The organism is Endozoicomonas arenosclerae (assembly GCF_001562015.1).
Taxonomy (GTDB): Bacteria; Pseudomonadota; Gammaproteobacteria; order Pseudomonadales; family Endozoicomonadaceae; genus Endozoicomonas_A; species Endozoicomonas_A arenosclerae.
The window spans coordinates 1-25925 of record NZ_LASA01000013.1 but is presented as its reverse complement, the minus strand read 5'-3'; the positions used below and the strand labels follow the sequence as shown (position 1 = coordinate 25925).

Sequence of the window (25925 nt, the reverse complement as noted above, 5' to 3'; positions counted from 1 at the left end):
AACCGCTGAAAGCATCTAAGCGGGAAGCCCCCTTCAAGATGAGACTTCCCTGGACCCTGAGGTCCCATAAGAGACGTTGAAGACTACGACGTTGATAGGCTGGGTGTGTAAGCGTTGTGAGGCGTTGAGCTAACCAGTACTAATGACTCGAGAGGCTTGACCATATAACGCCAAAGCGATTTAGCCATACACGGCGAGAGTGCGCAGCAAGAAGTAAAAAACAGCTTAAGTTAAAACGGATTCCAGAAGGGCGTCGGAAACGACGAACTTCAAACCAGTTTTGCCTGGTGACCATAGAGTGTTGGAACCACCCGATCCCATCCCGAACTCGGAAGTGAAACGATACATCGCCGATGGTAGTGTGGGGTTTCCCCATGTGAGAGTAGGTCATCGCCAGGCATTGATTCAATAAAAAAGCCCGTAGAGAAATCTACGGGCTTTTTTATTGAATATTGCTTCGCAATAAAATCCTACCTGACAGAGACATCTCCACAGTCCATCAGCGATACGTCGTTTATCTCCGTGTTCGGGCCCGAACACGGAAGTGACAAATTCGTCCGGAACGAATTTGGACGCACTTTATGCACAGGGATGTGAGGTATGTCGATGTTGCAGGAGCGTTCATCGACCAGTGCGCCCGGAGGGTGAAACACACGATGTGTTTCATCAAACGATAGGCCTCGCTTGCGAGGCCCTCTCACTAATAATACCGATCTATTTTGAGTACCAGCAGCCAGGCATTCCCAGTCGGAGCCCGACTGGGCATCTTGCGATACATTCAGAGTTGAATTGGTAGTATCTGGGAAGTATTAATTATTCGTCGTTTATTTCAGTCACTTCAGTGCGTCCGAAGGGTGAATTACAGGACGTAGTTCATCAAACGATAGGCCTCGCCTGCGAGGCCCTCTAGCCAACAATCCCCATATTCTTTTGAGCATTAGCAGCCAGGCATTCCCAGTCAAAACTCGGTGGGGTTCGTTAGGACTTGCCTGAAATTAACTACCTTATGGAAACCCTCTCAAAACCCGTTCGGGCTGAGCCTGTCGAAGCCCAATAGCACGACCCTTCGACAAGCTCAGGGTGAACGGAATCCTGTGTAAATCTGTGAAACAAATCCTAAAACAGAAACGTGACAGAACTCCATCCCCAATAAATAGTGACTTTCCAGCTTTCCAGCTTTCCAGCTTTCCAGCTTTCCACAAAATCTGAATCAGGTGAAAGTATGAAGTGTATGAGTCAGAAGTGAGAAAGCGGGGGGGAGTAGAAGGTTCGCAGGGTAAGAAGCCAGTTTTATTGGTTGGTATCGACGATCTGGCCATCAATAATGCGTTGTTGTAGGGGGCAATGGCCCAACTGATAGGCCAGTTCATTGGGATGGTCTATGTCCCAGAGACAAAAGTCCGCTGCTTTGCCTTCTTCAAGGCTGCCGTATTGGTCGGAAACACCAAGAGCCCTTGCTGCATTGATGGTGACGCCAGCCAGAGCTTCCGCAGGGGTGAGCTGGAAAAAGATGCAGCCCATATTCATCATCAAACGAATGGAGGCGAGTGGGGAAGTTCCCGGGTTGGTGTCTGTCGCAAGGGCGATGGGTATCTGGTATTGCCTGAGTCGCTCAACCGGTGGTGGTGTCTGGCATCGCATAAAGTAATAAGAACCCGGGAGTAGTACTGCAATGGAACCGGACTCTGCCATATCTGCGATGCTCTGTTCAGTGATATGCTGGAGATGATCACAGGACAGGGCGTTCATGTGAGCCGCCAGAGAAGCTCCTCCACTTTCCGAGAACTGTTCCGTATGGCATTTGGTTGGCAGGCCGTGGTCAATGGCAGACTGAAAGATTCTGGCACGATGAGCCATGGTGAAGGCGGCGTTTTCACAATGTATATCCACGGCGGCTGCCAGTTTTTTTTCGGCCACTTCCGGTATGAGCTTTTGGCAAATCATATCAACGTATTCATCGGTTCTTCCGGCAAACTCCGGAGGAAGAGCGCTGGCTACCAATAGTGTATTGATGACTTTAACGGTGTGCCTGTTATTGAGTTCCCGGGCTACCTCCAGCATTTTGATCTCATCCACCAGATTCAGGCCATAGCCTGATTTGATCTCAACGAGTGTAACTCCTTCTGCGGTGAGAGCCTTAAGACGTGGGAGCGCTGACTTGATTAATTGTTCTTTGGAGCGAACCCGCGTTGCTCTGGCAGTTGCGAGAATACCTCCTCCCTGGGCTGCAATCTGCTCATACGGCACACCTTTCAACCTGAGTTCAAATTCCTGAGCCCTGTGGCCGCCAAATATCAGATGGGTATGACAGTCTATAAGGCCTGGAGTTAACCAGCCGTTGTGTCCATCTGTGACATCAAAGGGGAGCCGGGTAGCGGTGACCGATGCCATGGATTCAATACGCGCGATTTTACCGTTGTGGATGCCCAGAGCGCACCGGTGTATAGAGCCGTAGGGATCCGACAGGGCTGGATCAAAGGTAGCCAGGTTGACATTAATCCAGACTCGGTCGCACTCTTTCAGTTGGATCACGCGATGCATTGTCATGGGTTCACTCAGGCAGTCGGCTACAGACAGAAGCCAGTTTCAAAATAATGCTGGCAGATCATTAAGACTGGGGATGGAGTCTAAGGATAGCCAGATAATCTTATTACGAAAGAAAATCCGTAACTGTTTGGATGGTTAAGATTGGTGATCAGGAAACGGAAAAAATATTAATCCTATTAGCTATAAAAAATACATAAATGTTACAGATGAGTGATAAATGAACTACCTTGATAAAAAAGGGTATGAACGACAATCAGGGAACTCATCATGTCTGAAGGAAATCTACAGATTATCCTGACCTTCGTAGTTTATTTCACTGCCATGCTCGGGGTTGGCTATATCGCATGGCAGAGAACCGTTAATTCGGCTGATTATTTTCTGGGTGGTCGCTCGTTAGGGCCCTGGTCTGCAGCATTAAGTGCCGGCGCCTCAGATATGAGTGGTTGGCTCTTGTTAGGTCTTCCCGGATATGCCTTTGCAGCAGGGCTCGAGGCTTTCTGGCTTGCTGCTGGATTGTTGGGTGGCACCTGGTTGAACTGGCTTATTGTTGCCAAGCGACTGAGGATTTACAGTGTCGTTGCTGATGATTCCCTGACCTTGCCCGAATACTTTGCCAATCGTTTTGAAGATCGTCGAGGTTTGCTTCAGCCTGTATCCGCCGCCTTTATTCTTATCTTCTTTCTTTTTTATACCAGTTCAGGTCTGGTGGCCGGAGGCAAGCTGTTTGAATCTGTATTCGGTATAGATTACGAGTGGGCAGTAATCATCGGTATGTGCTCGGTGATTTCCTACACCCTGTTTGGTGGCTTTCTGGCAGTATGCTGGACAGATCTGATCCAGGGGCTGCTGATGTCGGTTGCCCTGCTGATTGTGCCTATCGCTGCACTGGAAGTCAGTGGTGGTGCTGACCGGGTGTTTGTGGAAATTGGTGAGTTGAACCCTGAGCTTTTGAATCTCTTCACTACGACTGAAGGCCAGACTTTATCGCTGATTACTATTTTCTCTCTTCTGGGTTGGGGGCTGGGTTATTTTGGCCAGCCTCACATTCTGGCCCGATTCAAGGCGGTGAAGTCGTCAAGCCAGTTGACACTGGCAAGGCGTATTGCTGTCAGCTGGACAGGCATCTGCATGCTGGGGGCTTTGCTGGTTGGACTGGCAGGCATTGTTTATACACAAAGGTCTGGTATTCAGCTGGATGACCCGGAAGCTATTTTCATGTTGATGGTGAATACTCTGTTCCATCCTGTGATTGCCGGTATTTTGTTGGCGGCTATCCTGGCAGCCATTATGAGTACTGCCGATTCTCAGCTGCTGGTTTGTTCAACCGCTTTTGCTGAAGATTTTTACCGGGATATTTTCAGAAGAGATGCTGATACTAAGGAAGTGTTACTGGTGGGTCGTCTTGCAGTTGTGGGTATAGCAGTGATTGCCACCTGGTTAGCGATGAATCCTGACAGTACGGTATTGGGTATGGTCTCGTATGCCTGGGCAGGTTTTGGTGCGGCCTTTGGTCCTGCTTTGTTGCTGTCTCTTTATTGGAAAAGAATGACCGGTTTAGGAGCCATAGCAGGCATCCTTGCAGGCGCAGTGACGGTACTGGTATGGAAACCACTTTCGGGTGGCTGGTTTGATCTTTATGAAATTGTGCCAGGATTTTTCATATCATTGATGGCTTGCTTTGTGTTCAGTCTACTGGGTAAGCATCCATCCAGAGATATGGTCAGCCGTTTTGAGAAGGTGGAGAGCAGGGCTCGTTCAGTGTCCCACTATGATGATGAAGAGCCCTCGCTGTCTTGATGATTTGACCTGCACGCTGCTTATAAAAGCAGTGTGTAGGTGGGCCAGGCAATAACGATAACGGTCAGTAACCAGTAAGCAACGTCCCCGACTTTTTGTTCTAGACGAATCAGTTTTTTCAAGTCGTTCATTTCAGCTCCATTGAAACAAATGATGATGTGGAGAAACGACTATCGGCACGCTGAATTCAAACATGACAAAAAGTTTCATGAACCTTGTCACAGTTCAAAAACACCCGTTCACTCACCTTCCCTGATGACTTTCCGGTGTGCCTGAAGCAAGTCTTATTTATAAGAACCTATGGGTCTGACAAGGCAGTGAGTTTGAAGTTTTATTAAGTTTTGATGACGGTATAAGGGAGATTAAACGACCATGGGAGTGTTTGAGGCCCTGCTACTGACAGAGCCTCATATTGATCAGGCTTTGCGGGGAGTAAACCAGAAGTTGTAACTGAAAGGTTGGGTCAGGCTGGAGCCCTGGGCAGCTAAGAGTGCTTCAGGGTGGTAACGTTGAATCTGCTGTTTAACGAGCAGCTCCTGGGTTCTGTGAACATCAACCATGATGAGATATTGACCTTTCTCAAGGTCGTCATGAAAGCGCTCAATTTTATAATTTTCTTTGGTAATACCTACCAGACCTCCTGACCATGCACCAAACAGGGTAAAACAAACCATGACCGCAGCGGGAACCAGCATGGGGAGAGTGAAAACGGTGTCGACAGTGAGACCCGCCAGGATGCCGAGCAGCGCACCAATCATGGCGCCCATCTCTCCAGAGTGGATCAAATCATTTTGCTGGAAAAGACTGGCACCATGAACGTGGCGATGATAAAGGCCGGCTGTATCTTTACTGAGTACGTGGATGTTCCAGTCGGATAGACCTTCCCGGTGGAGGTCGTCTGAGATCTGGCTGACACTGTCCAGTGATTTGGTCAGGTAGTAGAGACGTTTCATGAACTCCTCCTGCACTACGGCACGCAGAATCAATCATTTCAGTATAGAGTAAGAGGTATCTGCTCTGAGAGCTGTTCTCAATAACAAGTCCTGAATTCATATATGAATGAAATATGGAGGCTGCCATGAAGCAATTGAAAGTTGCGGTAAAAAAGCGTCATCAGGAAGAGACTTCAAACGATCCGCATGATATTGAGCTAAAGCAAACTCTTGAAAGGTTAAAGAAGAAAGGATTCAACCCCATGCAGATGTGCAATAAGTTGATTGAGCATGAAGAGCCGGCCCCGGAGGATCAGATCTGGAATTATGATCTGGTGGTGGCTGAGTGCAAGCGATTGAAAGTTTCGTTGTGATTCAGGATTGCCTGCAGGCGATACTGCTTGCAGGCTGATGATAAGCTAATACTCAGACTCCAGTGAAGCCAAGCGCTATACCCCATACCGTTCGCACTGAGCCTGTCGAAGTGCATTACCAGCATCCTTCGACAAGCTCAGGATGAGCGGAGTCAGTATGACCATTAACGCTTGGATGCACTATAGCTTGCCGGTTTTCAGCAGCTGCTGGAACTTCAGTTTTTTCTCTGCTGCGGATAGTTGGGGGGCTTCTGCATCCGTTTGAGGAATGAGAGGGCCAAGGTCCAGACTGACAGATTCCGGTTCCGGAGTCGGTGATGCCTGCTCTTCCTGAAGCAAGTGATTATCCATTACATCCAGTGCTTCCAGCAGACCTGTGTAGGTGTCGTCGGATTCATCCAGATTTTGCAGTTTACTTGAGATGTTATCTCGAATTTGTCGTATACGTTCAAGAGAAACCTTTTCCTGGTTTTCTTCCAGCCATCTTCTGGCAGATTCGCCATTGGTTGCCATACTCGATCTAGTTCCAGAGTATTTATGTCAATTCATATAATATCATTTCCATGAGGCATCGGGTGACTGTTTCGAACAGTTTGAAGCTTTTGGCGAACATTCTGTTCGTTAAGCCGCTTTTTTATCTGGCTAAGTAATATTTGTGGTCTTTCAGAAAATATTTGCGGTAAATACCATCCTGAACGGGGTGATGCTAATACGTACAATTTAATATCTGTATTTGGCCATAGCGCTTGGGAGTAGGGAGTTGATAGAAGAAGTTCGAGATCAGGTAGCAGAGCTGACTGAGCGACTGAGACAGCTTCGGCTGTCCGGTACACCGGGGCAGCCTCTGTTCCGGACTGAACAGGCACTCCCCATGGTTAATCTGTTTAACTGGTTGTCGGCACAGACTCTCCCTGGCAAGAGTTATTGGCAGGACAGGGAGAGTGACTACAAAGTGGCGGGTCTGGGAAAAGCCTGGCGTTTCCGGATCAAGGATCACTCCGAAGTTAAAACCTGCTTCGAGCAGGTTGATGTCATGCTGGATAAAACAACCCGTTGTCTCGGCTACCTGTCTTTTTCAGACAGTGAGCAAATGGTCTGGTCTGAATTTGGTTACGGTGAATTCTTTTTTCCGGTAATTGAAATAGTTCAGACCCGAAAAGGCTGCTCCCTTGTTTGTAATCTTTTATCTCAGGATGAACATGTTTGGGTGGAAAGCATTGATCGAGCGTTGGAGTATCTGGCCAGAATAAATTGGTCTCTGGATGAAGCCAATTCTCCTTGTCTGTTGGGGGCTCCAGAATTTAATCCGAACCAGGCAGACTGGGTCTCTGTGATAAATCGATCCCTGAATGCTTTTGATGCCGGCGAGCTGAAAAAAGTGGTGCTTTCCCGAGAGGCGCGCTTACGGATGTTAAAAGGGCGACTGGATCCCTGGAATCTACTGTACTTATGGCAGGTAGCTAATCCGAGATCGTATGTTTTTGCCTTCGAATCCGATGCAGGTTCCCTGTTCTTTGGCTGTTCTCCTGAGCGTCTGTTTCGACGGGTGGATAGAGTTGTTCATACCGAAGCCCTGGCAGGTACTACTCGCAGGGGGAGTGATCGGGATGAAGACTTTAAGCTTGAACTGCGTCTGCTTAATGATTCCAAGAATGTTCATGAGAACCGTCTGGTTCTTAATGACATACGTACCCGGCTGGAATCCATCTGCAGCTACCTGGAGTTTGATCGCAGTCATTCCGTGGTCAAGCTCCAAACCATTCAGCACCTCAGGCACCTTATTCGCGGTGTTCTGAAAGAAGGTGTCACTGACAGCCAACTGTTTTCCATCTTGCATCCAACCCCTGCAGTGGGTGGTGAACCCAGACTGATGGCCAGGGAATTTATTGAAGAGTATGAAGTCTACAGTCGAGGGCTGTATGCAGGAGCCTGTGGAGTACTGGGTAAAAAGCGCAGTGAGTTTACCGTCTCAATTCGCAGTGCCCTGCTGGGTGAGCAGTGCCTCTCATTGTTTTCGGGGGCCGGGATTGTAAAAGGCTCTGATGCCCAGGATGAATGGCATGAGTTGAACAACAAGATCAAGACAGTTCTGTCTCTTCTTGATCAAAAAGCCAGCGTGACAAATACATTAAGCAGCCATGAGCTGGAAATAAACCCATGTATTGGAATACCCCATGACCTTTCCCACCAGGCATCCTAGTCTTAACTTTCTCTGGTCAGCACTGATTCTGGAAGAATTGTACCGGCTTGGGGTTGAGCATGTCTGTATTGCTCCAGGCTCTCGTTCTGCGCCACTGACGCTAGTGGCTGCCGAAAATGAAAAGCTCAGGAAGCATGTTCATTTTGATGAGCGTGGGTTGGGCTTTTTTGCTCTTGGTCTGACAAAAAGTACCCGTAAGCCGGTTGCTGTGATCACTACATCAGGTACCGCTGTTGCCAATCTTTACCCCGCCATTATTGAAGCAAGACAGTCGGGCGTGCCACTGGTGATTCTGACCGCAGATCGGCCACCAGAACTGATTGATTGTGGAGCCAATCAGGCGATTGAGCAGCAGGATATTTATGCTGGTTATCCTGGTGCTACCCTCAAGTTGCCAACGCCCGATGAAAATATTCCTCCCAGCTGGCTGCTGACCAGTATTGATCAGGCTTTTGCCCGGTCCTGTCAGCAGGGGCTGCCTATGCACGTTAACTGTATGTTTCGTGAGCCTTTGTATCCGGAAGGAAAAACACTGGACTATTCCGGTTATCTGGGACGACTGTCGTTTTGGCGTTCCGCAGTGACTCCACATACGGTCTATGACAATCAGCTGAAGGTTTCTATTGGAAAGAGCCCGGTCGAGTGGTCTGAGTTTGCTTCTGGGAAAGGGCTTCTGATTGCAGGTCGCATTGAAGATCAGGCTTCTGCGCAGGCATTACTTGGGTTGGCCCGTCGTTTGGGGTGGCCACTTTTAGCTGATGTGCAATCCCAGTTGCATGGTCATCCAGAGACCATCCGGCATTGTGATCTGCTGCTGGCCACTAAAGAAGGCAGGGCTCTCCTGAGTCAGGCTGATCGCATTTTTCAGGTAGGCGGGCACCTGGTTTCTAAAAGGCTGGATAAGTTTATTTCATCGGGCGAGTGGCAACACTATTGGATGGCAGGTCAGGAATTCAGGCGGATGGATACAGGACATTGCCAAACCTATCGACTGGTGGGACCTATTGCTGATTGCTGTCGTATGTTATCCGACCTTTCTGAAGCCAGAGAGTCTGAGGCAGCCTGGAAAGGTCAAATCGATCAGCTTTCTGACACTTTGCATTCGTGGGTTGAAGAGCTTGATGCTTCAGAAGATGTCATTACTGAGCGTTGGTTGGGCGCACACTTGACAAAGATGCTCCCGGAAGAAAGCAGCCTGTTTCTCGGGAATAGTTTGCCCATTCGTTTGTTGGATATGTTTTCCCTGTTTCCGGCCGGACCTGTTTTTACCAATCGAGGGGCCAGTGGTATTGATGGTTTGACGGCTACGGCTGCAGGGTGTGCCACGGGTGAGCAAAAAGTCATGGTTGCAGTGATGGGGGACCTTTCATTCCTTCACGATTTAAACTCTCTGCAGTTGCTCCGACAGTTGGAAACGCCCTTTGTGCTGCTGGTGATCAATAATGACGGCGGAGGCATTTTCAATATGTTGCCGGTGGAGGATCGGCCAGATGCTGCCCAGCAGTATTTTGTTACTCCCCATGGTCTCAATGCCCGACAGGCTGCAGTCATGTTTGGTTTGAGCTATCACAATCCGGCCAATCGTCAGGAACTGGAAACTTTACTTGGTCAGGCATGCCTTCAGGCCGGAGCCTCTGTGATTGAAGTTACGACCCGGTCTGGTCAGGCTGCTGAACAGATAAAGCAGGCGCTAAGCCTGCTGGAGACGCTGTCATGAACGGAACCAATTTAGCTTATCGAACCTGGGGTGTCCGGGAAGGTGTCCCCCTGGTTTTATTGCACGGCTTTCTGGGTGATTCCGGTGATTGGGAGGCATTGGCCAAACAGCTGGAGAATGACCTCTATCTGATCGCTGTCGATTTGCCGGGGCATGGAAAAAGTCGTGATGTCAAAGTCAGCCAGGAAAACGCTTTTGAGGAGTTCAGCGTTCTGCTTCGTCAAACGCTGACACAGTTGGGGTTGGATAAATTCAGTTTGCTGGGGTACTCCCTGGGTGGGCGTTTGGCAATGAGTCATCTGACACAGAACTCTGAGGCTGTTGATAAACTTCTGGTGGAGTCTTCTCATCCTGGTCTGGAAGAGAGTTCAGAGCGTCAGGCCCGCTGGAAAAATGATGAAGAGTGGGCAGGACAGTTTCGAAATGATCCCCTGGATGAGGTGTTGCAGAGATGGTATCACCAACCTGTTTTTGCTGACTTGAACAGCCGAGAGCGAGAAAAACTGATGCAGCATCGCTGTTCCGGTAGTCAGTCTGGCGAAGCTCTGGCCAATGCACTTGAATCATTCAGTCTATCCAAGCAGCCTGAGTTTTGGGGGATGTTGAATCGATCATCCGGTGCCTCCCACTACTTTTTTGGTGACAGGGATTTGAAGTTTCAGGCTATAGCCCATCGTTTGCTTGAAATGGGATGTTTTCATGGCGTTCATGAGATCAGGGAGGCTGGTCATAATGTTCATCGGGAACAACCAGAAGCCATGGCAAAAGTGATCAGACAGTTACTTTTGCTGTGAAATTTTTTTTCGGTCATGGCTGATTTATGAGCACAGTCATCGAGAGTTGGGTTTGCCTGAAAGGGGAGTTATCTGTGCCTTATGAAACATGTGCCGTTTGATTCATGCCGGATTTTTCGTTACCTGCAGCCTCTTCGCAAACCTCTTCCTTTAAAAACAGTTACTCTGTCCCATCGTGAAGGGCTTATTCTGGAAATGGTGGATTCGCAAGGGCGCTTTCATTATGGAGAGGCGTCCCCCCTGCATGACTTCAGCCGGGAGAGTTTGTCTGATGCACTAAAGCAACTGAAAGTCACAGCAGGGCATTTTTGTGAAGGAATGATGCCTGAAAATCTCCTTTATCCATCCGTTGCCTTTGCTATAGAGAGTATCCAGTACAGTCAGGGTAAAAGTGAGTGGCTTCATCAGCGAGCACGGCAGGCTCCGCTGTTGATGGGAGCTGATGACGCAACTCTGGGACGTCTGGATAGCTGGAAGCAGGATTGGCCTGACGAATTCAAGCTCAAAGTAGGGCGATCTGATGTCGGCCAGGATATTGATGCAATACAGCAAATACTGGACCGAATACCATCTTCCATAAAGCTCCGGTTGGATGCTAATCAGAGATGGTCGTTTAAAGAGGCGATTTCCTTTGGTATGAAGGTGCCTGTCGGAAGAATCAGTTATGTCGAAGAGCCTACTGAGGATTGTGAAGATTTCCCAGGCCTGTATCAGGAAACAGGTATTGGGTATGCCCTGGATGAAACCTTGCAGAGACCGGGTTTCAGTCTGGAATCAACCCTTGGTAACAGGCATACGATGGCTGGTGGACTCAGGGCAATTGTATTGAAGCCCACATTGGTGGGAGGTCTTGCAAAATGTCTGTCGCTGGTTGATTGGGCCTGCGAAAGAAAGATAAGAACGGTTTTCAGCTCCTCATTCGAAAGTGCGTTGGGTGTCAGTATTATCGAGCAGCTATGTCTTGAATATGCACCTAAGGAAAGTCCCGGTTTGGATACACTGTCTGCTTTTGAAAAGCCTGGTTTTTGCCCATTACCGGATTGGGGGCAGCCTTTACCTGCTGAATTACGAAATGTCATGGAGACAGTATGGAGTTATCGCTCTGCCCATTGAGAGAATGGACAATCAACGATCCTCGGAAAGTCGTTATCCGGGTGGATGATCGGGCTATTACCCGAGCTGAGCTGGATTCAAAGGTAGAACTTCTGCGGGACTGTTTTCGAGAGCAGGGTGTTCAGAAAGGCGATCGAATCATAGCGCCAGTCACGGAGGCTCTGGATGCCGTAATACTTATTTTTGCCTGTCTGAGGAGTGGGTGGGTTTACTGCCCGGTCAATCCCCAAATGCCAGACGACCAGAAGCAACAATATTGCCAAAAGGTTGGAGCTCAATGGTCACTGAAGGAAAAGATCAATGGTGTTGTCAGACTCGAGTGGCCTTGCCAGGAAAGCAGAAAAAGCGAGAATCTGCAGAGCCTGCCTCTCGATATAACCGCTATCTGTGATCTTATCGCTACTTCCGGCACGACCGGGGTGCCCAAAGCAGTCAGCCATACTTTTTCTAATCACATTTATAGTGCTGAAGGTTCGCAGCAGTGTATTCCTCTGACAGAAGGTGACAGCTGGCTATTGTCGCTGCCTCTGTTCCATGTAGGTGGCTTTGGCATAGTCATTCGTTGTCTTCTGGCTGGGGCTGAGATGGTTGTGGATACCCAAAAAACGCCGCTGAATCGACTGCTGCAACGGGAGCGGATCAGTCATATCTCACTGGTAAACACGCAGTTACACAGATTGCTGGTGAAGGGGGCTGAGGTTTTGGATGAGTCCGGACTGAAATGCATTCTTGTCGGGGGAGGTTTTGCGTCGCCTGAGTTGGTATCACAGGTGCAGAAAAAAGGGATTAAGATTCTCACGACTTACGGCATGACTGAGATGAGCTCACAGGTCTGCACCGGAGTCCCTGGTTTTGTCCAGTCAGGTGTTACCTCAGGGAAGCCTTTACCCCATCGAGAGGTAACCATTAACGGCTCAGGAGAAATTCTGGTCAGGGGCAGAACCTTATCACCTGGCTACTTTCAGCGAGGGGCGCTACTGCCTCTGGTCGATGAGCAGGGGTGGTATCACTCTGGTGATTTAGGGCAGTGGATTGATGATCAAATCCTGGTCATTGGTCGTATAGATAATATGCTGATTTCCGGAGGCGAAAACATCCATCCGGAAGAGATTGAAAAAGCTTTACTCAGTATTGACGACATCATTATGGCTGTTGTGGTATCTGTAAAAGACGACGAGTATGGGCAAAGGCCGTTTGCATTTGTACAAACCGAATCAGGTTCTCTGAATGAAGTATTTACAAAACAAAAGCTTGCAGGCACTATTAGCCGATTCAAAATTCCTGATAGGATTCGCTTGCTTCCGGTTGAGCAATTACCCTCCGGCCTCAAGCCTAATCGTCAAACCCTTCAGTCATTGGCTGACAGGCTTACAAACTCTTAATCGTTTTTTAACTGATTGTCGTCGCCATCTGCACCAGAGCAAGGCATAATGCTGGGAATGAGCGGTGATAGTTGAAGTGTCTGATGAAAACAAAAGATCAAAAAACCATCCGTGCATTCATCGCTGTCAGGATTCCGCTGGACCTTGCTGCGACACTGCACAAGAAAGCACAGCACCGGGCCGGTGATGTTCTTCAGCACAAGCTGCGTTGGATGGTGCCACAGCAGCAACACATAACACTGCGCTTTTTGGGTGAATGTGACGAGCATAGCCTTGAGCAGTTTTCAAACTACATCGAAGAGTCCCTGGAGAATGTTCGCGGTTTTGACTGCATGACTGGGTGCTTTGAATTTTTCCCTGATGCGCACAGGCCTCGTGCACTGGCTCTAAATATTCATTCAGGCCAGCAACTGAATGCATTGTCCAGAATTTGTGAAGAAGGCGCCCGGATGTGCGGGATGCGTCGTGAGATGCGTAACTTCCGACCACACGTGACACTCGCTCGCTTCAGGCAGCATCATCATGTGACCCACAGCCACTTCTTCAATATGCCGAGTTATCGTATGACCGTTAATGAGGTGGTACTGATGAAGAGTGAGACGACTGCAGAGGGTGCTCAGTACTCAGTAATGAAAGTCTTCCCACTTCAGCCTCTGGCTAAAACGGCCTGAATCAAAACAGATCTCCTTTCTGATAACAAAACCCTGCACTTTCAATAAAGAGCAGGGTTTTTTGTTATCTGGAGATTAATATGACTCCAGATTCAGCTGGAGGCGATTGCGAATAGTGTTTTCATTGAGCAGGAAGAGCTGGTCAAGCAGGTGCATTTGCAGACTGCCCGGGCCCTTGCTGGCTTCTATAGCCACTTCCCCGGCAATGCCCACACAGCTGAGACTTGAAAGAGCCGCTAACCAGGGGTCTTCGCAGGTTGCCAGAAACGCTCCTGTAACGGCGGTGGCTGTACAGCCTGTTCCTGTGACCTTTGCCATCATCGGGTGACCATTACTGATCGCTGCCAGTCTTTTACCATCGGTCACATAATCCACTGCGCCGGTAACTGCCATGACTATACCCAGCTCAGAAGCGCTGTGCTGAATAGTGCCCAGAGTTGATGAGCTGTCATGGATGCTGTCCACCCCCTTACCCGAAGCTTCACCCGCCAGTACCGATAATATTTCGGACGCATTGCCTCTGACGACAGTTGGCTTCAATCTTAATAGGTCATGGTTGACGTTTAAGCGGAATGTGGTTGCACCGGCACCTACTGGATCAAGAATCCAGGGCTTGCCCAGTTCATTAGCTTTTTCAATGGCTAAAACCATGGAAGCTACCTGATAGCTGGTAAGGGTGCCGGTATTAATCACCAGAGCGCCTGCCAGAGAAACCATTTCCTCTACCTCTTCAGCCGCATGGGCCATGATGGGAGAGGCTCCGATAGCCAGCAGTGCATTGGCCGTATTATTCATGACGACCTGGTTGGTTATGTTGTGAACAACAGGCTGCTGCTCTCTGAGCATCTGGAGGCAGTGAGAAATTTCTTTATGCATGACCGGGTACCGATAACACTGGCTGAATCTTCAGGACAGTATGGTGTTCCAAGGGATTTAGTCCAGTTTGACGTTATTCTCGGTCAGGCTCCTGGGTGTTTATAAATCGACCGGAAAGTTAATAAACAATTAATAAGTTAATGTGTTGCTAGTGAGACTTCTTGTCTTGAAAAGCTTGTTTGGTGGATTGGTCTAATGTGAGTTTTTGAAGCGGGCCTTACATCTAAAAATAGCATTTAAAACAAAGTTTTCAGCTGTTGTAAATCTATCGTACCAGGTATAAATTATGCCGCGTAGCACAGTTGTCTCAACTGCTTGAATTTAAAGCAGTCTGTGCGCAATAACCGAATTTTTTTATTTCTTTATTCAGCATTTTTTCTGATGTGTTTATACATCAGGGGCATTCTATTGTCTGATTTCAGGGGGAGTGACATGTCAATTAAACGCGAAACACTGGCAGATACATTTGCCCTGATCAGCTTTGGTTTGGTTGTTGGAATGCTGGTAGAAATTCTGGTTGCCGGGCTGAGCGTTGAACAGTCTCTGCAGTCTCGCCTGATGAGCATTCCTGTCAACATGCTGATTGCTCGCCCTTATGGCATGTATCGTGACTGGGTATTGGGCTATAGTCGTTTGTTTGGCTCCAGAGCGTTAGGTAATACTGTGTTGGACACAGTGGCTTTCGTTTCTTTCCAGATTCCTGTCTATGCAGCTCTGGTAGCTACCACCGGCGCAACTCTTGAACAGGTGATCACGGCTGCACTAGGCCAGATTGGTGCTCTGATGTTTATGGCCCGCCCGTATGGAATGTACATGCAACTGTGCCGTAACTGGTTCGTTTCAGGCAGTATGAAAACTGCCTGATATCAGCTTTAAAAGCACTCTCTTCTACACGAATCCCATGATGAATGCACCTATCAAATAGGTGTATTTATCTATTGGGGGCTTCCTATTTTCTGACTATCTGGTTATAGTCTTCCCCAGTTTGCCCGAATGTGTTGTACGGGTTGCCTGTTTTAATTCTGTTTACCATGGAATTAAACAGCTCTGGTTGCCTCTCTTTATGCAATTGCAGCGTCGTCCGGTAGATCCCGGAGTCGCACAACTTCAGCCTTGGTCGTTGCGCGAATGCATAAACAGAGTCTTTGCCAACAGGCAAATGTGCACCTTTCTGGCCTCAATGTTTTGATCCGACTCTGTTTGATTTAATCTCAAGTCACCGAGTCCTTCGAAACACCAATAAGAATTAGATAAAAAAGCAGTTATAAGCGAATAGAGTCGTCTGATCGCGATGAGTAATATCATAACTTTAATACTCATCTTAATGAAGTCAGCGGAATTAAAACAGCAACTGCATTTTTACATAGAATTTGAGGGGGGGAAGCATGTCCTTATTGGAAGTCAATGACCTGCGCATTGAATTTCCTTCACGCCACGGTGTCGCAGTGGCTGTAAAGGGAGTGTCTTTCACAGTTGCCAAAGGTGAGATCCTGGGCCTGGTGGGTGAGTCCGGTGCCGGTAAATCCACAGTTGGTAATGCCATTATTGATTTGCTGAGTGCACCCGGTCGTGTGGCGGGTGGTGAAATCAGTCTTAATGGTGAAACCATTTCCGGACTTTCCGGAGAAGCCATTCGGCAGGTGCGGGGCAGAAGAGTTGGATTTATTTTTCAGGATCCAATGACGTCGTTAAATCCTCTTTTGACGATTGAAACCCAATTAGTCGAAACCATCACCGAAAACCTCGGGTTAAATTCTAAAGAAGCTTTTGATAAAGCATTAGAGATGCTCAAAGCGGTAGGCATTCCAGAACCTGAAATCAGAATTAAACAGTATCCCCATCAATTCTCCGGTGGTATGCGTCAGCGAGTGGTTATTGCCATTGCCCTGGCTGGAGAGCCGGAATTAATTATTGCGGATGAGCCTACCACGGCGCTGGATGTTTCCATTCAAAACCAGATTCTTGATTTGATTCGTGAGCTCTGTAAAGAACGGGAAGTGGGTTGTGTTTTTGTTACCCATGATATGGGTGTTATTGCCAATGTCACCGACCGTGTTGCTGTCATGTACATGGGTGAGCTGGTCGAAATTGGTGCAACTCGACAGATTCTGGAAAGCCCGGAACATCCTTATACCCAAAGTCTGATCAGCGCGGTTCCAAGAACGGATGTCAAACTTCATCGTTTTCCACGGGTGGAGTACATCGAGAAAGTAGAAAGCCGCAGCATTGATGTCAAGAATCACTGGTTGGGTCAGCGCGAGTCTTTTGGCTCTATAGAAGATGAGAATCTTCTGAGTGTTGAAGATGTGATGCTGAAATTTGAAACCCAGTCTGCCTTTCTTAAAAAGAACCGTCGTTATGTGACGGCATCCAACAACGTTTCCTTCAAGGTTCGTGATGGTGAAACCTTCGGTCTGGTAGGGGAATCGGGTTCTGGTAAGTCCACTATTGCCCGTGTTATTGCCGGGCTTTATCAGCCAGACTCCGGACAGATTTTCTTTGCGGGCAATGATATTACCCGGTTGGATGAAAAAGCTCGCAAGCCATTCAGAAGACAGATTCAGATGGTTTTCCAGAATCCTTATTCCAGTCTGAATGCCCGGATGACGGTCAACGATATTATTGCCGAGCCGATTCGTTTCCATGGTTTGGCAGACTCTGAGCAACAGATCAGGCAGATTACTGCAGACTTGCTGGATCATGTGGGTCTGGGCAGTAAAGCCGGCGTGAAATTTCCCCATGAGTTTTCCGGTGGTCAGCGTCAGCGTATCTCTATTGCCCGTGCGCTGGCGACCCGTCCACGTTTCCTTATATGTGATGAGCCGACTTCAGCACTGGATGTATCAGTTCAGGCGCAGATTCTCAATCTGTTGAAAGATCTGCAGCAGGAGTTGGGTTTGACCATGCTGTTTATCAGTCACGATTTGCCTGTTATCCGCCAGATGTGTGACCGGGTTGGAGTTATGAAGTACGGAACTCTGGTAGAAGTGGATGAGACTGAAAAACTGTTCACAGCTCCTGAGCATGAATACACCCGGAATCTGATCGAGTTGATGCCAAAAATGGATCATCTCTCCCGTCAGGGACTGGAAGAAGTACAACAACAAGCACCGGTAGTCACGGTGTGAGTGGATGCTGGTCAGGTAGCTGACCAGCTTACAGGAGTTCTGCGAGCAACCCTGCTCGTATAAAAAGATAACAAGATTTTATTGACCTGCCTTGGGGGTAAATAATGAAAAAATTGATCAAGTCACTGGCTGGTGTGGCGCTGGCTTCTACTCTGGCTGTTAGTGTTCAGGCTGCTTCACTGAAAATCGCCTACGACGCTGACCCGGTTTCTCTGGATCCCTATGAGCAGCTGTCAGGCGGTACCCTGCAGATGGCGCATATGTCCTTTGATCCACTGATTCGCTGGGATCAGGATCTGAGCTTTGAGCCTCGTCTGGCTGAAAAGTGGGAGCGAATTGATGACCTGACCATGCGTTTTACCCTGAGAAAAGGGGTTAAGTTCCATTCAGGCAACACTCTGACCGCAAAGGACGTTAAGTGGACCTACGACCGTATGGTTAACAGTGCGGACTATAAGGCCATCTTTGCACCGTTCGCAGAGCTGAAAGTGATCGATGAATACACTTTTGACCTGGTCACTAAAAAGCCTTACCCACTGGTTCTGAACTCAGCCACCTACATCTTCCCAATGGACAGCCAGTTCTACACCGGGAAAGATGACAAAGGTCGCGACAAGGGACTGATCAAGAAGCACGGTGACACTTACGCTTCCCGCAACATTTCCGGTACCGGACCTTATATTGTCAGCGATCGTCAGCAGGGCGTTAAGCTGGAATACAAACGTTTTGATGGCTACTGGGACAAGAAATCTCCCGGTAATGTTGACGACATCACCCTGACACCGATCAAGGAAAATGCAACACGTGTTGCAGCCTTGCTGTCTGATGGTGTGGACTTTATCTTCCCGGTCCCACCTAACGACCACGAGCGTATTCAGCGTTCCGACAAAGCTGACCTGATCACTCTGACCGGTTCACGTCTGATCTCTTTCCAGCTGAACCAGGATCGAGTAGAAGCCTTTAAGGACAAGCGTGTTCGTCAGGCGATCGTTTATGCCATCAATAACGAAGGCATTGTTAAAAAGATCATGAAAGGCTTTGCCACCGCTGCGGGTCAGCAGGGACCTGAAGGTTACGCTGGTTTTGTCGGTGATCTGAAGCCTCGCTACGATCTGAAAAAAGCCAAGCAGCTGATGAAAGAAGCCGGATATGAAGATGGCTTTACTATCACCATGATGGCGCCTAATAACCGTTACATTAACGATGCCAAGATTGCCCAGGCTGTGGCCAGTATGTTGAATCGCATCAACATCAAGGTTGATCTGAAAACCATGCCTAAAGCCCAGTACTGGCCAGCGTTTGATGAGCGTGCTGCCGACATCATGATGATCGGCTGGCACTCCGATACTGAAGACTCTGCCAACCTGACCGAGTACCTGACAGCATGTGCCGATGCCAGCACTGGTTGGGGTCAGTACAACAGCGGTAGCTACTGCAATGACTCTATCGACAAGCTGGTAAAAGCAGCGGGTACTGAAACCAACCTCGATAAGCGCGCCAAGCTCCTGCAGGATGTTGAAAAAGAACTCTATCAGGAAGCGGCTTACGTGCCTCTGCACTGGCAGAACCTGGCCTGGGGTGCCCGTAAAGGGGTGAATGCTGAGGAAGTGGTGAATATCATGAACTTCCCATACCTGGGTGACCTGGTAGTCAGCGAGAAGTAATCGTCCCGGGGCCGGCAAAGTTCGGCCCCTTTTTGGCTACTTCCAAAAAGTTTGGTCCTCTTATCAGTCTGAGTCGTACATCGTTTAGAGCATCTTTATAAATCATCGGCGGTACATTGTTATTGGGTTGCCACCCTTTTTTTCAAAGCTCTATCCGAAGCAGCTATGAGCGTAGAAAAATATTTTGCACCCTATGGGTCCTGATAAAGCGAGACAAAATATTTTTCACGGTAAACAGCGTACAGATTCAGAGATATATAAATAAACCGTGAGCGATAAGGGTTTTGTTTTTTCATCAACGGATGAAAGACGACTCATTACTACAGCCTTGAGCCGTAAATGCCGCTTACTGACAGTATTTGAAAATGATTCCGGCATCCGGAATAGCGGCATTTTCAAAGTATAAGAACGCTGCAGGATTTTTTATGTTGTTATTTTTATTCAGGAGACTGATGCAGGGCGTAGTGGTGATGTTTGTCATCAGCCTGATCAGTTTCTCCATTCAGGATAATCTGGGTGATCCCCTCAGGGAAATGGTGGGTCAGTCCGTGTCTGAAGCTGAAAGGCAGGCACTGCGTGAAGAAATGGGTCTGAACGATCCTTTCCTGGTGCAATATGGACGCTTCATGTCAAAAGCCGTTCAGGGTGATCTTGGAACCTCTTACTTTTTCAAAGAGCCTGCCCTTGATGTCATTATGGATAAACTGCCAGCGACTCTGGAGCTGGTGTTTAGCGCTACTTTGCTGATTATTCTGATTTCCATACCGGCAGGGGTATACAGTGCCATTCGACCGAACAGTATTCTGACCCGACTGATTCTGGGAGTCAGTATTCTGGGTATTTCTGTGCCCGTCTTCCTGACAGCCATCTTCAGTATTTATATCTTCTCCATTGAGTTGGGCTGGTTGCCTTCCTATGGGCGTGGCGACCTCACTGAAGTATTTGGGGGTTGGGAAACAGGCTTTTTGACCCAGAGTGGCTGGCTGCATCTGATTCTGCCTTCCGTTTCTCTGGCCAGTATTATGTTGCCGTTGTTTATTCGTCTGATTCGTTCGGAAATGGTTGAAACCCTGCACACTGAGTATGTGAAGTTTGCCAAGGCCAAAGGCCTGAAGAAAGTACGTGTCTACTTCCTGCATGCCCTTAAAAACACCATGCTGCCTGTTATTACGGTAGGTGGTGTGCAGATAGGAACCATGGTCGCCTATACCATTCTGACCGAGACCGTATTCCAGTGGCCGGGCATGGGCTTCATGTTCCTCGAAGCCGTGAATCGTGTTGATACGCCTTTGATTGTTGCTTATCTGATTGTCGTAGGCGGTATTTTCGTCGTCGTGAATACTCTGGTTGACCTGATCTACGGTCTGATTAATCCCACTGTAAAACTGGCAGGAGGCAGCCAATGAGCGAGTTGACTGTACAAGGTACGCCTTCCACCTGGCAGAGAATACGCCAGTCTAATATCTGGCACAGCTTTGTTAATGACCGTCTGGCCATGGTAGCAGCCTTTATCTTTGTTGTTATGGTGGGGGCTGCTTTGCTGGCACCTGTGTTGTCGCCTACGGACCCCTATGATCTCTCGACAATTGATATCATGGATTCCGAAATCGCTCCGGCCTGGAGTGAGGAAGGTGATGAGCGTTTTCTGCTGGGTACAGACTCACAGGGTCGGGATATGCTCAGTACGATTCTGTACGGTGCCAGAATCTCTATCGCTATCGGTTTCTTTGCAGTCGTGCTGCAGGCATTGTTGGGTATCGTGATTGGTTTGACGGCCGGCTATGTAGGTGGTCGTGTTGATAACTTCCTGATGCGCATGGCCGATATCCAGCTTTCATTCTCAACCATGATGGTGGCCATTATTGTACTGGCGCTGTTTCAGGCTTCTTTTGGCTCGGAGCTATACAGCAAGCTGGCGATGTGGATGCTGATACTGGTCATAGGTATTGCTGAATGGCCACAATACGCTCGAACCATTCGTGCTTCTGTTCTGGCCGAGAAGAAGAAAGAATATGTTGAAGCCGCCAAGGTGATGGGGTTCGGCTCAGGTCGGATTATGTTCCGCCATATTCTGCCTAACTGTTTGTCTCCGATTCTGGTTATCTCAACCGTGCAGATTGCCAACGCCATTATCAGTGAGGCGGCGCTGTCTTTCCTGGGGCTGGGTATGCCAGTTTCAGAACCTTCTCTGGGTTCTCTGATTTCCAGCGGGTTTGAGTATATCTTCTCTGGCAGCTGGTGGATCACAGTGATTCCAGGCGTAGTTCTGGTGACACTGGTGCTGGTGATTAATCTGTTGGGTGACTGGCTGAGAGATGTTTTGAATCCAAAGCTCTACAAAGGTTAATTTCCAAACCCCTGATCGAAAAAGGCCGCATTGCGGCCTTTTTTCATTACTGGTACAGCTAATCGCTAAACCCCATACCGTTCGCACTGAGCCTGTCGAAGTGCATTACCAGAATCCTTCGACAAGCTCAGGATGAACGGAGTATGTATTGGATTTCGACAGCCTCAGCCCGAACGGATTTTGAGATTCAGTCGAGCTTTATGGCGCAAAAACCCTTTTCTGGCAGAGTTGCCAGATCAGTACTCCGGTAAACACGGCTGCCATTAAAGGATTGAACCAGCTGGTGGCATCTGTGACTAGAGTTCTTGAAATATCGAAAGCAAACAACACCCCCAGCGAGATCAGCCCCGTCGTCCAGGCCAGGTTTTTTTCCCGCCACAAATAAGCCGCACAGACAAACCAGAAGGCTAGAACAGAGCCCAGAATTATGTAGTCAGTATTGACGCTTCTTGGATTGAACATGACGTGGTAACAGGCTGAAAAACTCAGTAAATAGATCAGGCCGTTTTTGGTGCCGTGACGGACAATGGCATAAAAACAGACCATCCAGGTCAGGGCGGCCAGTATTAACTTGATGATGTTTTGCAAACCTTCCGGCACAGAGTAATGAATCAGCTGCATGGGAATATTAAAGAAGCTGGCCCAGGTGGGTGTAGTAATGCCCCGTTCCACCGCCGAATCTGCCATTTCCAGAAAATTGTTGTATTGCTCAAGACCATAATCCAATCCGCCAAACACCAGAGGCAAGGCCAGAAATGCCAACAGCATTAAAGGTACTCTGAGCCAGAAGGGTCTGAACAGGGTGGTGGCCAGCAGAAAGAAAACAATAAATGTTGGTTTAAGACTCATGATTAAAGCCAGAACCAGAGCCGCTGAATTCCACCGTTTCTCAATGATCTGACTGATGACCAGCATCATGGCTGAAATCAAAACGACATTCATTTGCCCATTGCGAAAGCCGGAGAAAGCAATAGGGACGGCAATGACACTGAACAGTCCAAACCAGTGGAATAGTTTTTCTCTTGAAAACACATAAAAGTGACTAAGCAGACGGAAACTGGCCCAGGCATAGAGCCCGATAATAAACAGTCGCCACAGGAGGTCTGCCAGAAAGAGTGGCAGCTTGGTAACGGGTACAAAGAGTACGGCAAAAGTGGGGGTGTAAATGAATCCACCCGGGCCGGAATAAAGTTTTACCCGATCAATCCATCGGTCTGCCCCCAGTAAATAGCTGTCCAGTACAGTGTGCTGGCCAGGTTCCAGGATGACTTTGGCAAAGATCAGAATCACGGCAAGCCCCCAGAGAAACACTCCGAAAAGGGCCGCAGGGTGATTTTTCAGGAGGGTAATGTCCTTCATCAGCGCTCGTTCTTTTTTTAGTGTTATGACCGTAAACAGCGGATTCCATTCTTATGGGAAGCGTGCTGTTTTACTCAGGGCTGCTTACAACATACGACGAGAATGTCTTTTCCGCCAGTAGCCGGAAAGCTAAATGCCTTTCAGATGTCTTTTTTACTGTGACAGCTTTGCTCTGATTTATTGACGTCGTTCAATAATAGTTAATGTGTTATCTGAGATCATGGTGAAGCCAATTGTTTAGCTTCAGAGTTGTAAATGTAAGCGATGTCTAAAGTAGCGATGCTGTTTGCGTCCAGGGAAGGTCAGACACAGAAAATCATTGAAAGGATGCGCCAGGTTGTGGCCCGTGCAGGTCATGATGTAGAGCTGATTCACCTGGAAGGCCCTGAGATAAAAATTCGGTTGGAGCAATATGATGCTTTCGTATTGGGCAGCTCCGTCCGTTATGGCCGGCATCATGATTTTTTCTGCCGTTTTGTAGAGCAGAATGCAACGGTTTTGAACAGTAAACCCTGCTACTTCTTCTCAGTGAACCTGACGGCCAGAAAAGCCAATCGCAGTGAACCGCACCAGAACCCTTATTTGACCAAATACCTTTGCTACTCTTCGCTTTGCCCAGACAGTGTAGAAGTGTTTGCAGGCGCTTTTAAGTTATCTCAATACGGTTTTTTTCAGAAACAGCTATTAAGTCTGATTATGAAGGTCAGCGATGGGTCCACAGCACCGAATGAAGACCGGGAGTTTACGGATTGGTGTCGTGTTATTCGCTTTGCAGAACGTTTTACTCAGCATCTGGCCGGTGATCAGGTCAGCACCAGAGCTGCTGATGTTAACCATCAGGTAGCTTTCGCCTGATGGCGCATTTTGGATGGATGATGCAGGACAACTTTTGCCTTCCTGCATCATATTGTTCAGGCGTCAGGTGTGAACGCCAGAGACAACAATAATGTGAAACCGTATAGAGTGGGAAAAAACAGAGACAGGCCGAGAATGATGTAGTCCATGTTCATGGGGAGGTACCTGTTGTTATTTTTATAATGGTTATCTCACCGGATTCTCACAGTCTGATGGATCAAACACAGGACAGGGTGAGATATTTATTCAACCTGTGTTACAGGCTGTCAGATTAATCTAGCAGTTTGAATAGGTGTTTGGAAAGGGCTGGGAAGCTCTAACGTCCTTGTCAAAGCGTCGTGTTTTATCAGCTTTCTGCATGCCAGCCCGCAGGCAGGCCAATGTGTAACTTCTTCAATAATTGCCCCATGCTGTTCAGCACACGGTAGCGTGCGTAAACCACACGATAGTTGGCATTGGTGTAAGCTCGTTGCGCCTGATAGCTTTCGTTCTCACTGTCCAGCAGGTCCAGCAGGGATCGCTTGCCAAGATCAAATTGTTGTTTATAGGCTTTTACGGTTTGGGCGCTGGCGTCCATATGTCTTTTCAGAAAAGGTTGCTCTGAAGTCAGACTGTCCAGAGCAGACCAGCTGATCTTCATACTTTCTGTCACCATACGCTGGGCATCGTGTTGGTTTGCTCTGCTTTCTTCCAGCATATAAGCCGCTTCCTGCCTTTTGGCGCTGTCAGAACCGCCCCGAAACAGGTTGTAATTCAGGCTCAGCATGGCCAGTGTGTCGTCGTGCTTGCCTTTCTGTCCGTTAATGTCCCTGTCCCAGCGCTGGGTCAGTGACAGATCCACTTTGGGCATGAACTGGCTGCGGGTCTGATCGTAACCATGTTGTGAGGCTTTGACATCAAAAATGCTGGCATTTAGAGCCGGGTGCTCACGCATGGCAACAGCGATAGCTTCGTCCAGCTCACCAGGCAATTCAATATCATTGATTTGAGGCATGGTCAGGTCACTGGGAGCTTCGTTCACCAGACGGAAGTACTGGCTCTCTGCGTCCATAAGGTTATTGCGTGCACTGATGACGTTAGCTCTGGCACGGGCAAGACGACCTTCAATCTGATAGAGATCTGACTGGTTCGCCACACCCTGATCCGCTCGTTGTTGAACCAGCTGGTGGATACGCTCATGGGTGTTCAGGTTGGCCTGCGCCAGTTTGACTTGGCGCTGTTGTTCCATGACCTTCAGATAGACATCAGCAACATCCAGAGCGAGAGATTCTGCCTTGCTGCGCAAGAGTTCCCGACGGCTTTCCTGCTGTTCCCGGGTTTTTCGGTATTCGTTTGTGGTAGAGAGACCGTCGAACAGGTTTTGATTAAGGGTCAGTGCATTTTCTTTGGGCTTGAAGTCTTTCTGATCTGAACCGACTACCCGCGTGTAGGGGCTGTCCAGTCTTTCAGAGCCGACACCGGTTTTGAAGTCCAGAGTGGGCAGGTATCCACCCCGTGCCACTTTCACCGTTTCCGTGCTGGCCTGAAAACGATTTAAAGAGGCCTGTGCCTGAGGGTTGCTTTCAAGAGTCCGGGCAATCACCTGTTCCAGGCTGTCGGCCTGCACATTGACGCCCTGAAGCTGAGCTGCAATCAGTAATACTGGCGCAGACGCACGAAGTATTTTCATGGAGGCGAATTCCTCTGAATCATCTATTCCAAGTGTAAATCTGAATGTCGGTTACCGTTCATAATTCGCCCTGATTTTTATTAAAACATTTCGCCTGTTGTAAGCCAGTGGGATGCTGAATGTTGTTCTCTGGCAAGGCGTCTGTTTCAGATCAGGGTATCCGTTTCTGCTCAAGCATGTCCTGTATGGTGTTTGCCTGAGATCGGAGTAACCAGTTAATCCCATTGAAACTAGCATAGTCTGTGAAATTTGCAGGAATGAGTCTCTTCCAATATAAAATGAGCCTGAACAAAAGCCCGGTTTCCAATACGAACTGAGCCTGTAAAGGTCCAGGATGTCGTTCATGATGAGAGGATGAAGATTATCATGAACACCAAACTCATCAAGACCCTGGATCAGGTCAGCGACTTCCTTGAACATGTCCCAGACATAGAACCTGGCTGGGAGTCTAAAGATGAGTGTTACCGATGGATAGAGTTAACTCTCAGTCATTTCCGTTA

The 25925-nt window shown here is 48.4% G+C and carries 20 protein-coding genes and 2 rRNA genes; 16 read left to right on the top strand and 6 right to left on the bottom strand.

Going from position 1 to position 25925, the window contains the following annotated elements; all coding sequences use genetic code 11:
* A 23S ribosomal RNA gene (locus tag WG89_RS01430) occupies positions 1 to 164 on the top strand; the annotation flags it as partial.
* Positions 165 to 283: 119 nt separating this feature from the next.
* Positions 284 to 399, top strand: a 5S ribosomal RNA gene (gene rrf, locus WG89_RS01425).
* Positions 400 to 1290: 891 nt separating this feature from the next.
* Here rrf and hutI read toward each other — a convergent pair.
* Positions 1291 to 2547: an imidazolonepropionase gene (hutI, locus tag WG89_RS01420; RefSeq protein ID WP_153301358.1), complete on the bottom strand. Its 1257-nt coding sequence runs from the start codon at positions 2545 to 2547 to the stop codon at positions 1291 to 1293.
* Positions 2548 to 2814: 267 nt separating this feature from the next.
* Here hutI and putP point away from each other — a divergent pair, with 267 nt between their 5' ends.
* Positions 2815 to 4344: a sodium/proline symporter PutP gene (putP, locus tag WG89_RS01415; protein WP_062260432.1), complete on the top strand. Its 1530-nt coding sequence runs from the start codon at positions 2815 to 2817 to the stop codon at positions 4342 to 4344.
* A gap of 416 nt (positions 4345 to 4760) precedes the next feature.
* Here putP and WG89_RS01410 read toward each other — a convergent pair whose 3' ends face one another.
* Positions 4761 to 5297, bottom strand: a complete 537-nt coding sequence (locus WG89_RS01410; RefSeq protein ID WP_062260430.1) for a hypothetical protein — start codon at positions 5295 to 5297, stop codon at positions 4761 to 4763.
* A gap of 125 nt (positions 5298 to 5422) precedes the next feature.
* Here WG89_RS01410 and WG89_RS01405 point away from each other — a divergent pair, with 125 nt between their 5' ends.
* Entirely contained in the window at positions 5423 to 5650 is a 228-nt protein-coding gene (locus tag WG89_RS01405) for a hypothetical protein (protein ID WP_153301357.1), read from the top strand.
* Between the two features lie 180 nt (positions 5651 to 5830).
* Here WG89_RS01405 and WG89_RS01400 read toward each other — a convergent pair whose 3' ends face one another.
* A complete protein-coding gene (locus tag WG89_RS01400; protein WP_062260426.1) occupies positions 5831 to 6163 on the bottom strand; it encodes a hypothetical protein in 333 nt (110 codons plus the stop codon).
* A 247-nt stretch (positions 6164 to 6410) separates the two neighbouring features.
* Between WG89_RS01400 and WG89_RS01395 the strand changes: the two genes are divergently transcribed.
* From WG89_RS01395 to thpR, 6 genes are all read left to right on the top strand, one after another.
* Positions 6411 to 7850, top strand: a complete 1440-nt coding sequence (locus WG89_RS01395) for an isochorismate synthase (RefSeq protein WP_062260425.1) — start codon at positions 6411 to 6413, stop codon at positions 7848 to 7850.
* Entirely contained in the window at positions 7825 to 9567 is a 1743-nt protein-coding gene (menD, locus tag WG89_RS01390; RefSeq protein ID WP_062260423.1) for a 2-succinyl-5-enolpyruvyl-6-hydroxy-3-cyclohexene-1-carboxylic-acid synthase, read from the top strand. Before WG89_RS01395 ends, menD begins: the two co-directional genes overlap by 26 nt.
* Positions 9564 to 10361, top strand: a complete 798-nt coding sequence (gene menH, locus WG89_RS01385) for a 2-succinyl-6-hydroxy-2,4-cyclohexadiene-1-carboxylate synthase (RefSeq protein WP_062260421.1) — start codon at positions 9564 to 9566, stop codon at positions 10359 to 10361. The genes menD and menH overlap by 4 nt, the downstream gene beginning before the upstream one ends.
* Positions 10362 to 10442: 81 nt before the next feature.
* A complete protein-coding gene (menC, locus tag WG89_RS01380; RefSeq protein ID WP_062260420.1) occupies positions 10443 to 11474 on the top strand; it encodes an o-succinylbenzoate synthase in 1032 nt (343 codons plus the stop codon).
* The gene (gene menE / locus WG89_RS01375; RefSeq protein WP_079253599.1) at positions 11450 to 12856 is read left to right on the top strand and encodes an o-succinylbenzoate--CoA ligase; all 1407 of its coding nucleotides are present in this window, start codon (positions 11450 to 11452) and stop codon (positions 12854 to 12856) included. Before menC ends, menE begins: the two co-directional genes overlap by 25 nt.
* An 83-nt stretch (positions 12857 to 12939) precedes the next feature.
* Positions 12940 to 13527 (top strand): RNA 2',3'-cyclic phosphodiesterase, encoded by a 588-nt coding sequence (gene thpR, locus WG89_RS01370; protein WP_062260416.1) that lies wholly within the window; start codon positions 12940 to 12942, stop codon positions 13525 to 13527.
* A gap of 75 nt (positions 13528 to 13602) precedes the next feature.
* On the opposite strand, the gene thiM is transcribed toward thpR, so the two are convergent.
* Complete coding sequence (gene thiM / locus WG89_RS01365) at positions 13603 to 14403, bottom strand: hydroxyethylthiazole kinase (RefSeq protein WP_062260414.1); 801 nt, start codon at positions 14401 to 14403, stop codon at positions 13603 to 13605.
* Positions 14404 to 14835: 432 nt separating this feature from the next.
* On the opposite strand from thiM, the gene alaE reads away from it, so the two are divergent.
* The 5 genes from alaE to WG89_RS01340 all read left to right on the top strand — a co-directional run bounded on the left by alaE (position 14836) and on the right by WG89_RS01340 (position 21542).
* Entirely contained in the window at positions 14836 to 15267 is a 432-nt protein-coding gene (gene alaE, locus WG89_RS01360) for an L-alanine exporter AlaE (RefSeq protein WP_062260413.1), read from the top strand.
* Positions 15268 to 15788: 521 nt separating this feature from the next.
* The gene (locus WG89_RS01355) at positions 15789 to 17531 is read left to right on the top strand and encodes an ABC transporter ATP-binding protein (protein WP_062260410.1); all 1743 of its coding nucleotides are present in this window, start codon (positions 15789 to 15791) and stop codon (positions 17529 to 17531) included.
* Positions 17532 to 17635: 104 nt separating this feature from the next.
* Positions 17636 to 19195, top strand: a complete 1560-nt coding sequence (locus tag WG89_RS01350; protein ID WP_062260408.1) for an ABC transporter substrate-binding protein — start codon at positions 17636 to 17638, stop codon at positions 19193 to 19195.
* A 425-nt stretch (positions 19196 to 19620) separates the two neighbouring features.
* On the top strand, positions 19621 to 20601 hold the full coding sequence (locus WG89_RS01345; protein ID WP_062260406.1) for an ABC transporter permease: 981 nt from the start codon (positions 19621 to 19623) through the stop codon (positions 20599 to 20601).
* Positions 20598 to 21542, top strand: coding sequence for an ABC transporter permease (locus tag WG89_RS01340; RefSeq protein WP_062260404.1), 945 nt, complete (start codon positions 20598 to 20600; stop codon positions 21540 to 21542). The genes WG89_RS01345 and WG89_RS01340 overlap by 4 nt, the downstream gene beginning before the upstream one ends.
* Before the next feature lie 198 nt (positions 21543 to 21740).
* Here WG89_RS01340 and WG89_RS01335 read toward each other — a convergent pair whose 3' ends face one another.
* Positions 21741 to 22901 carry a glycosyltransferase family 87 protein gene (locus WG89_RS01335; RefSeq protein WP_062260402.1) on the bottom strand — a complete coding sequence of 387 codons (1161 nt, stop codon included), beginning with the start codon at positions 22899 to 22901 and terminating at the stop codon, positions 21741 to 21743.
* Between the two features lie 264 nt (positions 22902 to 23165).
* Here WG89_RS01335 and hemG point away from each other — a divergent pair, with 264 nt between their 5' ends.
* Positions 23166 to 23756 (top strand): menaquinone-dependent protoporphyrinogen IX dehydrogenase, encoded by a 591-nt coding sequence (gene hemG, locus WG89_RS01330; protein ID WP_079253597.1) that lies wholly within the window; start codon positions 23166 to 23168, stop codon positions 23754 to 23756.
* 346 nt (positions 23757 to 24102) lie between these two features.
* Here the strand turns inward: hemG and WG89_RS01325 are convergent, their stop codons facing one another.
* Positions 24103 to 25425 carry a TolC family outer membrane protein gene (locus WG89_RS01325; RefSeq protein WP_062260399.1) on the bottom strand — a complete coding sequence of 441 codons (1323 nt, stop codon included), beginning with the start codon at positions 25423 to 25425 and terminating at the stop codon, positions 24103 to 24105.
* Between the last annotated feature and the right edge of the window lie 500 nt (positions 25426 to 25925).